The organism is Actinomadura darangshiensis, assembly GCF_004349235.1.
Taxonomy (GTDB): domain Bacteria; phylum Actinomycetota; class Actinomycetes; order Streptosporangiales; family Streptosporangiaceae; genus Spirillospora; species Spirillospora darangshiensis.
Genome location: NZ_SMKY01000231.1, coordinates 1 through 14,253 on the forward strand (window position 1 = coordinate 1; position 14,253 = coordinate 14,253).

Annotated in this window: 11 protein-coding genes; all 11 read right to left on the minus strand. The window is 71.0% G+C overall.

Going from position 1 to position 14,253, the window contains the following annotated elements; all coding sequences use genetic code 11:
• Nucleotides 1-239: 239 nt before the first annotated feature.
• The 11 genes from cydD to E1293_RS34580 all read right to left on the minus strand — a co-directional run bounded on the left by cydD (nucleotide 240) and on the right by E1293_RS34580 (nucleotide 14,208).
• Nucleotides 240-1,895: a thiol reductant ABC exporter subunit CydD gene (cydD, locus tag E1293_RS34530; protein WP_132202175.1), complete on the minus strand. Its 1,656-nt coding sequence runs from the start codon at nucleotides 1,893-1,895 to the stop codon at nucleotides 240-242.
• Nucleotides 1,892-2,899, minus strand: a complete 1,008-nt coding sequence (cydB, locus tag E1293_RS34535) for a cytochrome d ubiquinol oxidase subunit II (RefSeq protein ID WP_132202177.1) — start codon at nucleotides 2,897-2,899, stop codon at nucleotides 1,892-1,894. The genes cydD and cydB overlap by 4 nt, the downstream gene beginning before the upstream one ends.
• An 11-nt stretch (nucleotides 2,900-2,910) precedes the next feature.
• Nucleotides 2,911-4,317 (minus strand): cytochrome ubiquinol oxidase subunit I, encoded by a 1,407-nt coding sequence (locus E1293_RS34540; RefSeq protein WP_132202179.1) that lies wholly within the window; start codon nucleotides 4,315-4,317, stop codon nucleotides 2,911-2,913.
• 188 nt (nucleotides 4,318-4,505) lie between these two features.
• Nucleotides 4,506-5,351, minus strand: a complete 846-nt coding sequence (locus E1293_RS34545) for a S1 family peptidase (RefSeq protein WP_132202181.1) — start codon at nucleotides 5,349-5,351, stop codon at nucleotides 4,506-4,508.
• A gap of 133 nt (nucleotides 5,352-5,484) precedes the next feature.
• Nucleotides 5,485-6,777, minus strand: a complete 1,293-nt coding sequence (locus E1293_RS34550; protein WP_132202183.1) for a hypothetical protein — start codon at nucleotides 6,775-6,777, stop codon at nucleotides 5,485-5,487.
• Complete coding sequence (locus E1293_RS34555; protein ID WP_165978525.1) at nucleotides 6,777-8,042, minus strand: ATP-grasp domain-containing protein; 1,266 nt, start codon at nucleotides 8,040-8,042, stop codon at nucleotides 6,777-6,779. Before E1293_RS34555 ends, E1293_RS34550 begins: the two co-directional genes overlap by 1 nt.
• Before the next feature lie 11 nt (nucleotides 8,043-8,053).
• Nucleotides 8,054-9,322, minus strand: a complete 1,269-nt coding sequence (locus E1293_RS34560; RefSeq protein ID WP_132202187.1) for an MFS transporter — start codon at nucleotides 9,320-9,322, stop codon at nucleotides 8,054-8,056.
• Complete coding sequence (locus E1293_RS34565) at nucleotides 9,319-10,587, minus strand: ATP-grasp domain-containing protein (RefSeq protein WP_132202189.1); 1,269 nt, start codon at nucleotides 10,585-10,587, stop codon at nucleotides 9,319-9,321. Before E1293_RS34565 ends, E1293_RS34560 begins: the two co-directional genes overlap by 4 nt.
• A 17-nt stretch (nucleotides 10,588-10,604) precedes the next feature.
• The gene (locus tag E1293_RS34570) at nucleotides 10,605-11,759 is read right to left on the minus strand and encodes an amidinotransferase (protein WP_132202191.1); all 1,155 of its coding nucleotides are present in this window, start codon (nucleotides 11,757-11,759) and stop codon (nucleotides 10,605-10,607) included.
• Nucleotides 11,759-13,156: an iron-containing redox enzyme family protein gene (locus E1293_RS34575; protein ID WP_132202193.1), complete on the minus strand. Its 1,398-nt coding sequence runs from the start codon at nucleotides 13,154-13,156 to the stop codon at nucleotides 11,759-11,761. Before E1293_RS34575 ends, E1293_RS34570 begins: the two co-directional genes overlap by 1 nt.
• Nucleotides 13,153-14,208, minus strand: a complete 1,056-nt coding sequence (locus E1293_RS34580; protein ID WP_132202195.1) for a 50S ribosomal protein L11 methyltransferase — start codon at nucleotides 14,206-14,208, stop codon at nucleotides 13,153-13,155. Before E1293_RS34580 ends, E1293_RS34575 begins: the two co-directional genes overlap by 4 nt.
• Nucleotides 14,209-14,253: the final 45 nt, after the last annotated feature.

Here is a 14,253-nt window from a genome sequence, read left to right on the forward strand (position 1 = left end):
GATCATGCCCTCACCGCCGCCGACCGACCGCCCGCGTCCCACCGACACCGAGGTTTCACGTGAATCATCCGCCCCACCCGCACACCCCGCCCGGGCCGATGCCGTGCCGGGGCGCGCTTCTCGCTGCGTGGCAGGCGGCGTGGCCCGGGCGGATCGACGCAGGCGGCCGGGCGGGAGCAGTGCGGTTCGCCGGATGCGACCCAGGCCGGTCGCGACGGAGTGGACACGAGGTGGTGGGGTCATGTCGTCACCGCTGCGGGGGTCAGGGAGATGACTCGGTCGGCCAAGGGGGTCAGGGCCGGGCGGTGGGCGACGAGGATCACGGTTCGGCCGGCCTTCAGGCGGGTTACGGCGTCCAGGACGGCGGCCTCGCTCTCGCTGTCCAGGTTCGAGGTCGGCTCGTCCAGCAGGAGGAGGGGCGCGTTGCGGAGGAAGGCTCGGGCCAGGGCTATGCGCTGGCGCTGCCCGGCGGACAGGCCGGTACCCCGGTCGCCCAGGGGCGTGTCGAAGCCTGATGGCAGTGCCTCGACGAAGGGCAGGGCGTTCGCGGCTTCGGCGGCGGCCCGTACCTCGGCGTCGGAGGCGGAGGGGCGGCCGAGGCGGATGTTGGCCGCCACGGAGCCGGTGAACAGGTGGGGGCGTTGCGGGACCCAGGCGATCTGCGCGCGCCAGGCGTCCAGGGAGAACGTGTCGAGGTCGTCCCAGTCGACGAGGACGCGGCCGGAGTCCGGTCGGACGAAGCCCAGGAGGACCGAGAGGGCGGTCGACTTGCCGGCGCCGCTCGGCCCGACCAGGGCGATCGTCTCGCCCGGGTGGACGGTCATCGAGAAACCGGAGAGGGCCGGGATGTCACGGCCCGGGTAGGCGACCGTGACGTCGTCCAGGCGGAGGGTCGCGTGTGGCAGGTCGGGGACGTCCGGCCGTGTTCCGGACGCGGGCGAGGGGGTTTCGAGGACCTCGAAGACGCGCGAGGCGGCGGTGAGGCCCTCGACGCTCGCGTGGTACTGCGCGCCGACCGCGCGGAGGGGCAGGTACGCCTCCGGCGCGAGGATCAGGACGAGGAGCGCCGTCTCCAGGCCCAGGCCGCCCTCTACCAGGCGCAACCCGATCGATACGGCGACCAGCGCGACCGAGAGGGTCGACAGGAGTTCGAGGACGAGGGCCGACAGGAACGCGATCCGCAGGGTCGACATGGTCGCGCGCCGGTGCCGGTCGGTGATCTCGCGGATCCGGGTCGCCTGCGCGCGGGCGCGACCGAAGATCTTCAGGGTGGGGAGTCCGGCGACGACGTCCAGGAAGTGGGCGGACAGGAGCGAGAGGGTCCGCCACTGCCGGTCCATCTTCCGCTGCGTGGTGAGGCCGACCAGGATCGCGAAGACGGGGATGAGCGGGAGCGTCGCCGCGATCGTCACGGCGGAGAGCCAGTCGCCGAGCATGATCCGGAACCCGACCGCGAGCGGGACGATCACCGCGAGGACGAGTTGCGGCAGGTAGCGGGCGAAGTAGTCGTCGAGCGCGTCGATCCCGCGGGTGGCGAGGACGGCCAGTTCGCCGCTGCGTTCGCCGGACAGCCAGCGCGGGCCGAGCGCCAGGGCGCGGGCGAGCAGCCGGCCGCGCAGCTGCGACTTCACCGCGGCGGACGAGCGGTGCGCGGCGACCTCCTGCAGCCATGCGACGAGCGTCCGCCCGAGGACGACGGCCAGGAGCAGGATGAGCGGGGTGCGCAGGTCGGTGAGGGAGGCGCCGTCCAGGAAGGCCCGGGTGAGCATGCCGGCGAGCAGCGTCGCCTGCGCGATGATCAGCCCGGCGGTGGCGGCGCCGAGCGCGACGGAGGCGAGCAGGAAGAGGCGCGTCGTCCGGGCATAGCGGAGCAGCCGGGGGTCGAGGGGCTTCATGGGACCGGCCGCTTCACCGGGATCTGGGACGTGCTGATCCGCTTCCGGAACACCCAGTACGTCCAGCCCTGGTAGATCATCACGATCGGGGTGAACACCGCCGCGACCCACGTCATGATCGTGAGCGTGTAGTCCGAGGAGGCGGCGTTCGCGGTGGTCAGGGAGCCGCTGCCGAGGGTGGACGGCAGCACGTCCGGGAACAGCGCGGTGAACAGGGTCGCGACGGCGAGCACGATGGCGGCGCCGGTGCCGATGAACGCCCAGCCCTCGCGGCCGCGCCGGTTGGCGGCGCCGGCGAGGAGGAGCCCGGCGGCGGCGCCCGCGGCGGTGAGCCAGGTGGCGGGCTTCCCGTACTGCACCTGCGTGATCAGCAGGAAGCTTCCGCCCGCGGCGATGGCGGCGACGACGGCGAGGTCGGCGATGCGGCGGGCCCGGAAGCGGATCGTCCCGGACGTCTTGAGCGCGAGGAACACGGCCCCGTGCAGCACGAACAGGATGAGCGTGGTGAGCCCGCCGAGCAGCGCGTACGGGCTGAGCAGGTCGGCGAGCGTTCCCGCGTACTCGTGGTCGGCGTCCAGCGGCACGCCCCGGACCATGTTCGCGAACGCGACGCCCCACAGGAACGCGGGCACGAGGCTGCCCCAGAAGATCGCCTTGTCCCAGCGGGAGCGCCAGCGCGCGTCGTCGCGCTTGCCGCGGTACTCGAACGCGACGCCGCGGATGATCAGCGCGAGCAGGATCGCGAGCAGCGGCAGGTAGAAGCCGCTGAACAGGGTGGCGTACCACTCGGGGAACGCGGCGAAGGTGGCGGCGCCGGCGACGATGAACCACACCTCGTTGCCGTCCCAGACGGGGCCGATGGTGTTGATGACGACGCGGCGCTCGACGTCGTCCCGGCCGAGGACGGGCAGCAGCATGCCGACGCCGAAGTCGAACCCTTCGAGAAAGAAGTAGCTCGTCCACAGGAAGGCGATGACGACGAACCAGACGGTGGTGAGTTCCATGACCGGCCCCTTCAGTACGCGAACGCGAGCGAGCGCTCGGAGTCGGAGTCGTCGGAGGAGGGCGGCGCCACCTCGTCCTCCGTGGGCGGCCCGGCCTTGGCGTACTTGAGCATCAGGCCCGCCTCGATGACCAGGAGGAAGGCGTAGAGCGCGGTCAGCGACACGACCGAGATGAGCATCGAGGACGCCGTCACCCCGGGCGAGACGCTCGCGGACGTCTTCATCACGCCGAACACCGACCAGGGCTGGCGGCCCATCTCGGTGAAGATCCATCCGGCGGAGTTGCCGATGAACGGCAGCGTCAGGGACAGCATGCCGATCCGGTACACCCAGGGGCTGGAGGGCAGGCGCCGGCGCCGCAGCAGCCACAGCCCGAGCAGGGAGACGAGTGCGGTGAGCATCCCGACGCCGACCATGATCCGGAAGTTCCAGTAGACGACGGGGATCAGCGGCCGGTAGTCGCCGGCCCCGTACCGCGCCTGCTCGGCGGCCTGGACGTGGTTGATGCCCTTGACCTCGCCGTCCAGGGTGCCGGTGGCGAGGAACGACAGGACGTGCGGGACCTTGATCCCGAAGATCTCCTCGTCGCCGTCCAGCGTCCCGACCGTGACGATCGAGAAGGAGGCGGGCTGCTCGGTCTCGTAGAGCGCCTCGGCGGCGGCCATCTTCATCGGCTGCTGCTCGGTCATGACCTTGCCCTGGAGGTCGCCGGAGATCGCGACGCCGATGGAGGCGATCGCCGTGACGGCCAGCGCGAGCTTCAGCGACGGCCGGAAGACCTCGGTGTTCTTGCGGCGGGCCAGGTGCCAGGCGCTGACGCCCGCCATGAACATGCCGCCGGTGACGAACGCCGCCGTGATCGTGTGCGGGAACGCGACGAGCTGCGTCGGGTTGGTGAGGACGGCCCAGAAGTCGGTGAGGACGGCGCGTCCGCTCTCGTGGTCGACGCGGTAGCCGACGGGGTGCTGCATCCAGGAGTTCGCGGCGAGGATGAAGTAGGCCGACAGCAGCGTCCCGACGTGCACGATCCAGATGCAGGCGTTGTGCAGCCGCCTCGGCAGCCGGTCCCAGCCGAAGATCCACAGGCCGAGGAAGGTGGACTCGACGAAGAACGCGAGCAGGCCCTCGATGGCGAGGGGTGCCCCGAAGATGTCGCCGACGAACCGGGAGTAGTCACTCCAGTTCATCCCGAACTGGAACTCCTGCACGAGGCCGGTGACGATTCCCATCGCGAAGTTGATCAGGAAGAGCTTGCCCCAGAACTTCGTCGCGCGCAGGTAGGCGGTCTTGCCCGTCCGGAGCCAGGCGGTCTCCAGGATCGCGACGAGGGCGGACAGCCCGATGGTCAGCGGGACGAACAGGAAGTGGTAGACGGTGGTGATCCCGAACTGCCACCGGGCGATGTCGACCGTGTCCATGGCGGATGCCTCTCCGGCTCATCTACTACAAGCTGTAGTACTACGTTCCGTCAGAGATACTACAGGCCGTAGTACTACGAGAGGTCGTTAGTTGGGTCACGCACGCCGGGGCGGTGCGCGCACATGCCGGACGGGGCGGCGCGGAGGTGTGCGCCGCCCCGTCCGGGACGTGGTTCAGCCGGTCCGCGTCAGCGGCGCCGGGCGTGCGGGACGGTGCAGCCCGCCCGGTTGAAGTCGATGACGCTGCCCGGGGCGATGCATGCGCCGAGGATGTAGGTCTCCTGCGCGTAGCCGATGTTCGGCCGCACGGTGATGTTGCCCGACTCGTCCACCTCGCACGGGTTGTTGAGCGTGCAGCGGCCGCCGCTCTCGTTGATGGTGTTGTTGACGGCGACGACCTTGCCGGAGTCCGCGTCGATGACCGGGGAGCCCGACGTCCCGCCGATGACGTCGCACGAGGACGTGTAGCGCACCGAGTCCTTCCAGGTCCACTGGTCCTCGCGGAGGCGGTAGGCGAACCCGTCCAGGGAGCACGAGTACGTCCGCCGCCAGTAGCCGGAGACGACGCGCAGGTCCATCCCGGTGGCCGGGTGGGCGAGCGACAGCTCCAAGGCCGGGGTGTCGTAGTTCTGCTGGATGGCGGCGTAGGTCGTGTTGAGCTTGTACAGGGTGACGTCGGTGTCGGTCATCGTGGAGTACAGCACCGTCGTGGCGCGCAGGGTGCCGAGCGACCCCTGGCCGCTGGGGTCAAGCAGGGTGAACGTCCGGCTGGACGGCCGGTTGGTGATCACCTGTCCGGCGCTCGGCATGCCGCCCTCGTAGCAGTGCCCGTTGGTGAGCACGAGGGCCGGGTCGCTGTCGGCGGCGTCCGGGGTGCGGACGAGGGAGCCGGAGCAGTTGCTCAGGGCGACGATCCCGGTGTAGTCGACGGCCGCCTTGGGGGGAGCGGGAGCGGCGGACGCGGCGGTGGCGGCGGTCAGCGTCGTGGTGCCGAGGAACGCTGCGGCGAGTATGCCGAGGAGGCGTCTGGGCATGGCGGGGGGTCCTCTCCATTGAGTGAGCAGCGTGATGCTAACCAGAGCCCGCACGTCCGGGAAGTGCCAATTTGTCCGACCTGCGCGAACACCCCGGATCGGGCAGGGATTGCAAAGCCCCGCCGAAGCCCTCTCAGTAGTGGAAGGCCGAGCAGACCCGCGCCCCCTTGGCACCGAGGTTGACCACCGACGCCCCGCCCGACGGGACGGCCCGGCAGAACGCGCCGGCGTACCCGTCCGGGAAGACGAACAGGCCCCACACGGCGAGCCAGTCCTCGACCTTGCCGGTCTCCGCGTCCAGCACCGGCTCGGTGACCGGGACGACGCGGCGCTGGACGATGTAGTCCTCGCGCAAGCAGTCCGCGACCGTTTCGGCCCACTCGCGGTCGGTCTGGTCCCAGCCGACGCGGATGCCGCTGCCCGACAGGCCCGCGAACGGCTTCAGGATCAGGTGCTCCCGTTCGGCGCGCACCTGGTCGGCCAGGTCAGGAGTGAGCTTGCGCGTCCACGGCAGGATGCGGTCGATCATCGCGTTCTCGTCCGGTGACAGCTCCGCGCGCAGGTCGGGATCGGAGACCAGCGGCAGGCAGCTCTTGTAGGAGAACATCGACGCCGTCAGGGGAGTCCAGAGGACGACCTTGCCCTCCGCGTAGGCGCGCATCACCGTTTCTACGGGCTTGTCGTTGCGCGGGTCCCGCGCCACCTGGTGCGCGGAGAAGTACCGCAGGATCAGGTCGAGTGGACGGCCGTGCAGGTACAGGCGTCCGTCCTTCTCCTGTACCTGGTCCACCTCGCCCATGAGCAGCTCGATGCCGTACCGCTTCATCGACTCCTGGAAGGAACGGTGAAGCCCGTCGTAGGCGGCCATCCCGCCGACGGCCTCCAGCGTGGCGACGACGGGCGCCTCCTTCTGCGTCGCCTGGACGAACTGACGCGCGATGGCCGCGGGAGTGTCGACCGTGGAGAGACCGTGCTCCTCGGCGAACGCACCGAACTCCTTGTGCGCGAGCAGGCTCCGGTTGACCTCGCTGATGTCGACGCCGCCCAGCTCGCTGCCGATGTTGAACTCCAGCAGCCGGTACTCGGACCCGTCGTCGTACAGGTCGGCCCGCCCGTACAGGATCGGGTCGCCGTCGAACTGCGTCATGAGCTCGGTGCGCCGGGGGTCCGCGCCGATGGCGGCGCAGAACTCGCGGCGGTCGCCGCCGAACAGCCGGTCGGGGAGCGAGGCCATCACCGCGAACAGGCCGGTGAGGTCGTCGGCGGCCTGCCGCGTCCGGGCCTCGGAGGAGAAGAGCGGACGCGACAGCAGGTACTTCCCCCATGCCTCGCCGAACACGGGCGGGAGCTCGACGTCCGACATGACGTCGCGCAGCGGACCGGCGCCGCACGCCTCGACGTACTCCGACGCGACCGTTCCGGCCATCACTCGGCTCCTTCCACGTCCACGACCAGGTCCTTCTCGATCTTCCGGATGGCCTCCCGGTCGGCGTAGATCTGCTCCGGGTCCGCGTGGGCGAGGATGATGTAGCCCATCGTCATGCTCGCGAAGATGTCGGTGCTGGCGTGGACGTGGTCGCCGGTGCGCGCCACGTGGACGGGCGAGTGGTAGCTGGGCAGCTCGCGGGCGAGGTCGTAGATCTCGGCGTTCCGCACGATCCCGGTCGAGTGCGACATCAGGAACACGGCCATGACGTTCTGGCGCAGCGTGTAGCCGGGCGGCATCTCGGGCCCGCGCCCGCGCACGAGGTCGATCGTCCGCGTCACCTGGCTCTCCCCGGACGCGATGTGGGTCACCGCCGGGTTGCCCGCCCCGGACAGCCGCGCGTTGACCTCCAGCAGCCGCGGCCCCTCCGGCGTCATCATGATCTCGGTGTGCGCGGCCCAGTTGCGCAGCCCGACCGCGTCCAGCGAGGCGAGCCCGTAGTCGATCAGCTCGCCGTAGGCGTCCCGGTCGTAGGGCAGCCACTCGACGCTGTCGTACACCGCGATGCCCTCGCCGAACGGGACCCGCCGGTACTTGATGATGTCGGTGATCGAGTGCCGGCCCCGGTGGCTGATGGTGTCGATCGCGTACTCGGTGCCGGTCAGCTGCTCCTGGACGAGCACCTCGTCGGCCAGCACGCCGAGCTTGTCGTGCGTGCCGATCATGGCGTCGAACTGCTCGCGCCAGCCCTGCCCGGCCGGCGCCCGGCTCACCCCGACGGTGCCCGCGCTCGCCGGCGGCTTGATGACGAGGTCCGCGCCAGAGAGTTTCTCGCGGTCGATCCACGCGGCGACCTCGGCCGGGTCGGACGCGCAGATCTGCCGGGGGACGGGCAGTCCGGCGGCGGCGACGGCCTGGTGCATGGCGTACTTGTGGCGCCGGGCGTCCATCAGCGCGGGGTCGTTGGAGAACTCGGGCGCGAGCGCGTCGGTGCAGCGCTGCGCCAGTTCGAGCGCGGCCTCCGCGCCGTGGAAGACCGCGACCGGCTTCAGCGCGCCGAGCCGGGCGATCGTCTCGTCCGCGTCGCCGTGGTGGTTGATCACCGCGTCGTAGGCGGACGGCTCGTACGCCGACTGCATCGGGGCGAGGGCCGGGCCGTCGTAGTCCATGACGGCGACCGGGCTGAAGCCGGCCTCCCGCAGCGCGGGCGCGAGCAGCGCCGACGAGCTGAACGGCCGGACGACCGCGACGACGGGTTTATCCATGTTCTTCACCTTCATGTCGGTTGATCCGTCGGTTGGGTCGCCGCCAGGGCGGGGGTGTCCTCGGGTTCGTCCTCGGCGGGGCGCCGCGACACGCCCGTGCCCGCCAGGACGAGACCGGCCGCGACCAGCCCGCACGCCCCGGTCAGCACCCACACGCCGGAGCCCCACGCGTGCCACGCGGCGATCCCGACCATCGGCCCGATGGCGTACCCGACGTGCTGCGGGACGGTCGCCGCCGCGATGTAGCGGGCCCGCAGCGCGGACGGCGCCACGAGGCCCGGGTAGGCCATCATCGACGGCGCCGCGATGATCTCCCCGGCCGTCCACATCACGGTCGCGAGGATGAGCATGGCGACGGGGGACGGCCCGGTGTAGAGGAGGTGGCCGACCCCGAGGATCCCCATGCCGAGCGCCATCGGCAGCCCGATCGGGAGCCGCTGCGTCCACTTCGACAGCAGCACCTCGAACGCGATCACCATGAACCCGTTGACGGTGAGCAGCGCCGCGTACACCTTCTCGGTGTGGCCGGAGCCGGTGACGAACAGCGGCAGCGCGGCCGAGCTCTGGATGTAGGCGATCGCGGTGACGAACAGGCCGAGGACGACCAGCATGAACCGCCGGTCGGCGAACACCTGCCGGTATCCGGCCCGCTCCCCCTGGTCGGACTTCCCGGACCGTCCCTCCGGCTCCGGGTTCGACCGCAGGGCCACGTACGCGATGACGCCGAACGCCAGCGACGTCACGGCGTCCACGTAGAACAGCGCGTCGTAGGACGCGTAGGCCAGCAGCAGCGCGGCGCCCACCGGCCCGACCGTGGTGCCGACGTTGAACGTCAGGCGCAGCACCGAGAACACGATGACCTGGCGGTCCTTCGGCGTCAGCTCCACGACCCACGCCAGCGCGGCGGGACGGTACGCCTGCGCGGTGAGGCCCGCTCCCCCGGCGACGAGCGCGCCCACCCACACGTTCGGGACGTGCACGAGCGCCGCCGTCAGCACGGCGGTGGCGGCCATCGAGCCGATGATGGCGCGCCGGTAGCCGAACCGGTCGGCGGCGGCGCCCCCGGCCGCCGACCCGGAGATACGGCCGATCATCAGCGCGGTCAGGACCACGCCGCTCTCCCACGCGCTGAACCCCTTGTCGGTGAGGAACAGCACCAGGAACGCGTTGAGGAACGCGGCCAGGTTGATGACGAGGTTGCCCAGGACGAGGATCCGGACCGTCCCGTTCATCTCCCGCAGCGTGGCCAGAATCGTCGGGTGCTCGCTGGACGGCGTCATGGCGCCGGCTCCAGCGGGGTGCCCTCGAACGTGAAGTACCGTCCGGCGTCGGGGATGGCGGCGCGGGTCTCGTCCAGCGTCTCACCGACCGCGATCACGTAGCCGGTGCGGGCCAGGCCGTGCGGGGGGAGCCGCACCCGGGCGCCCGGCTGCGTCCCGACCTCGACCTCGGCGACCGGCGGGCGCATCAGGTCCGGGTGCGCGGTCGCCGACGTGATCTCCATGTCGTACGGGGGATAGGCGAACCGGATCGACGCCGCCCTGCGCTCCTGCGGGAAGGAGACCGCCGGGGCCCGCCCGGCCGCGACGTCGGCCGCCGCGAGCGGCGCGTCGACCCCGGACGTCAGCAGCCCGAGATACGGGATCATCCCGCCGCCCAGCCGGACGTTGATCTCGATGACGTGCCTCGCACCGTCCGGGGTCAGCTTGAACTCGATGTGGGTGTACCCGTCGGCGAAACCGGCGGCGGCGTGGACGCCGGTCAGCATCTCGTGGAACCCGGCGTCGAACAGCAGCGGGTCGTTCGCGTCGACGTCATGGCCGATCTCCTCGAACGCCAGGTCGCCGCTGCCGCCGAGGACCTTGCGCGCCACGATCAGCGGCGTGCACTCCCCCTCGAACAGCACGCACTCGACGGAGATCTCCGGGCCGTCGAGGAACTCCTCCACGATCACGTAGTCGTCGAACTGGCGGATGCCGCCCATCCGGGTCCCGTCGGTGAGGGCGAACGCGGCGTCCAGGCCGTCCGGCCGCTCGACCTTGCTGAGGCCGAGGCTGCCGCCGAGGTTCCGCGGCTTGACGATGACCGGGTAGCCGATCCCGTCCGCGAACGCGCGGGCGTCGGCCAGCGACGACACCGCGCGGGACGCGGGCTGCGGGAACCCGGCCTCCGCCAGCGCCTCCCGCGTCGCGGACTTGTCGCGGCAGCGCGCCACCCCGCCCGGGTCGAGGACGGGGAAACCGAGCGCCGCGCTCAGATGCGCGGACGTCTCGATGTAGACCTCGTCGTAGCAGAACACCCCGGCGACCTCGTGGTCGCGGGCGACCTCCTGGGCCGCCGCCGTCAGCTTGTCCAGGTCGAGGCAGTCGACGACGGTGTGCCCGACGATGTAGGGGTCCTCCCAGGTGGACGGGGTCGGGTTCAGCAGCCAGAGCCGGTACCGCGCCGACACCGACTCCAGGATGTACCTGCGGTAGACCCAGTAGCTGCTCGCGATCAGCAGCAGGAGCGGACGCTCGTCGCCCGCGCGCGCGTCATACGGCATACGAACCTCGATCGCCGTCAGGAGAAGTTGTCGAAGTAGTTCTCGAGCGCACCGCGGCGGCGGACGTCGAGGGTGGCGCAGTGGAAGCCGCCGCCGAACGTGTTGACCGTCCGGAACGGGACGGGGATGGGGGTGAAGCCCTCCTTCTCCAGCAGCCGCAGCAGCTCGGTCTCCTGCGCCTCGACGAAGATGCGGTCCTGGTCGAGCATCAGGGTGTTCATCGTGATCCAGCGGCTGCAGAAGTACATCGTCTGGTCGGCCGGGATGGCGGGCTCGGGGCACACCACCACGTCCCAGTCGGCGAACATCTCCGGCAGCTCCGGCACCCGCTCGGGGTTGATCAGCACCCGGCCGGGACGGAGCGGGACGAACGTGGCGTTCAGGTGCATCGGGTGGTCGTCCACGAACGCGACCTCGTGCACCCGGAACTCGTCGCCGAGCAGCCGCCGGACCCACTCGATGCCGAACCGGTTGGTGACGTGGCTGCGCTGGACGAGGATGTCGCGGCCGAACCGCATGAAGTCGCCCGCGTCCACGATCGGCTCGAACTCGGTGATGACGGACGTCGCGTCCGGGAACGGGTCGTTGCCGGGGGGTGTGGGGGGTCGTCCCCCCACAGAGACAGGGTCGTCGGGCGAGGGGGCGTCCGGTTTGGCGGCGGCGTACCCGGGGTTGTAGGACGCGTCCGTGAGCTGCGGTTTCGGTGCCGCGACCCAGCGGGCGCCGCGCCGGAAGTAGTCCTTGAAGATCGTCCGGAACGGGTGGGTGGCGAAGTAGTAGGACCGCCAGCCCATCGTCGCCTCGACGATCTGGTCGCCGGCGACCAGCGCGATGTCGCGCGGGAAGGTGTGCGACGACCCGCCGGTGGACGTCCAGTCGGCCGTCCCGAACGAGGCGGACTGGTCGACCGGGTCGGGCCGCCGGACCGTCACCCCCTCGCCCTCCAGGATCGACACGAACCCTTCGAGCTCCTCGTGGGCCGCCTCGACCTGTTCCGCCGGGAAGCCCGCGCCCCCGTTGCGCTGGTAGAACTCCCACGCTTCGGGCGGCACCGTCGCCTCGATCGCCGGATGCCACGGCGGGACGGCGGCGCCGTCGATGACGCCGACGATCACCTCTTCGAGCGGGTCCCACTCGTTGTACGAGCCGACCGGCGAGGTGTGCTCAGCCATCAAAGGGTCCTTTCGACGGTTCGTACGGTCACGCGCGCCTCGGGGCAGGCCGCCTTCAGGCCGTGCAGCCGGCTGCGCGGCACCAGCAGCACGTCGCCCGTCCCGAGCCGGTGCGGGTGCTCGGTCGCCCACGCGTACACGTCCACCTCGCCGGAGACGACCTCCACGACCCGGTCGGACTCGTACACACCGGTAGAGAACGGGCTGTCGGGACGGAGCGTGCGGGTCTCGGCGTCGTCCAGCGTGAACGGCGCCAGCGACGCCCCCATCTCGGTGTGGTCGTCGAGCGTGTCCGCCCAGGCGATCTGCGCGCGGAAGTCGGCGTCGCCGAGGCGCAGCAGCAGCTTGGTGTCCTCGATGCCGCGCACCAGCTCGGGAATGACCAGCTCACCGTGCGTCCGGGCCAGCCCGAGCAGCAGGTTCTCGTAGGTCATCCGCCCGTGGTGGACGTCGATGTGCGCGTGCTCGTCGCAGTACTTGGCGTCCACCCGGTCGCCGTAGACGGCGCGGAGCATGACGCCCGTGTCGGCGAACCCCTGCGCGAACAGCCACTCCAGGTACGTCACCGCGGCCATGTAGCGGAACATGCCGCGGTGGTCCTCGGTGAGCCAGTTGAAGTAGTTCACCCCGACCAGCGAGCTGGTCAGGTAGAAGTTCCAGTAGGCGTGCAGGTCGGTGCGCAGCCCGACGCTGGCCAGCATCTCCTTGAAGATCGTGCTGTGCTTGGCGCCGTAGATCCCGTACCCGAACTCGTCGTTGAAGATCTTGAACAGCTCGGACTGCTCGACGCCGTACGACCCGCCCAGGTTGCGCGCCATCGCCGACGCCTCGGTCAGCGCGTCCAGCGCCAGCTGGATCAGGTGCAGACCCGCCGCCTCCTCCGGGTGCCGGCACTCGGTGATCGCCTTCATCGTGCCGCCGACCGGGGCCGCCGCGTCCACCGCCGGGTTGTTCCCGGACGCGTCCGCCGGCGCGCCCGCCACGCCGACCTCGGCGAGGAAGTACGCCTGCAGCTCCTCCAGCGTCCGCACCGGCGGGACGGGGACGGCGTCGTCCAGGAACGAGAACGCGTACCGCTCCAGGCCGGGCCGGACGCTGTCGCGCAGCGCCCGCACCTCGTCGCTGTAGAAGAGGTCGAAGTCGTCCTTCGCGGAGGCCAGCCCGGCGGCCGGCAGCAGGATCATGTCGCTCTCGTAGGCGTTGCACAGGACGCGGCCCGCGAGGAGCTGGCCGCCGCCGAGGAACTCCGCCTCCGTCGCCGGGACGGAGAAGTCGTGGTCGCCGAGCGGCCCGATCGGACGCAGGAACGGGTTGCCGGCGATGAACACGTCCGGCACCGGCCGGAAGATCCGCTGCGAGCAGTAGGCCGCGAGCGCGCTCGTCGTGGCCGTCGTCATGAGCCCACCCCGTCAACCACCTGGAAGCGCACGGACTCGCCGTCGTGGGACGCGTCCAGCACGACCGGCTCGCCGGGCTGGACGTGCAGCGGCGCGGGCAGGCACTGGATGGCCTGCTTCCAGTGCGAGTCGTGGCCGGGCGCGTTGTCGATCGTGATGCCCGGCAGCAGCTCCATCTCGAACCAGAACGCGACCGCGTGCATCTTCCCCGCCGCCGTCGGCCGGACCCGCAGCTCGGTGCGCTGCGGCCGGGCGTCCGCGGTATAGAAGTCGAAGTCGAACACCGTCAGCGGGTCCGACAGCGCGCGATGCTCGTGCCGGTGCAGCCGCGAGTCGAAGTACTCCAGCGTGGACAGCCGGTTGAACGGCGCCAGGTCGAACCCGTACAGCTTCCCGACGTGGTTCTTGCGGTGCAGCGGCTCGCTCTCGACGAGCTGCGCGATGATCCGTCCCCGCGACGGCATGATCGTCGCCTCCGGGGTGAGGAGGTGCTCGCGGGCGTGCGCGATCGTGCCGAGGATGCCCTCGCCGAGCAGCGCGCAGTCGACGATCTCGGTGACCAGCAGGTCGGCGCGCCGCGGCAGGTCCTCCGGCACCGTCATCCGGGTGGACATCTTCGAGACGACGGACACCGCGTCGTCGTACCCGGCCACGCGGACCACCCGGGACGTCGTCCCGGCGACGGACGGCTGCCCCTCGCACGCCACCACCTGCCGCGCCCCGGCCCGCGCCGCCATCATCGCGAGCAGGCCCGATCCGGCGCCGATGTCGAGGACGAGCGCCTCGGGGGCGGCCGCCACCGCCTGCCGGATCGCCCGGTCGTACAGCTCGGCACGCTCCTCGTCGTGCAGCATCTCCCAGTGCCAGCGGGGGACGGCGCGGCGGACGGCGCGGTTGCGTCCGATCAGCGCCTCCTCGTTGTCGCGGTCCAGGCCGAGGATCAGCTCGAAGGCCCTGACGGCGTCCTCGTAGCGGCCCTGGTGGTGCAGTTCGCGTCCCCAGCTGAGGAACGCGCCCAGCTCCAGGTCGTCGCGGATGTCGGTGCTCTTCACGGGTACTCGGCCCCCTCGTCGTGGTGGGTCGGGTCGGGCGGGAGG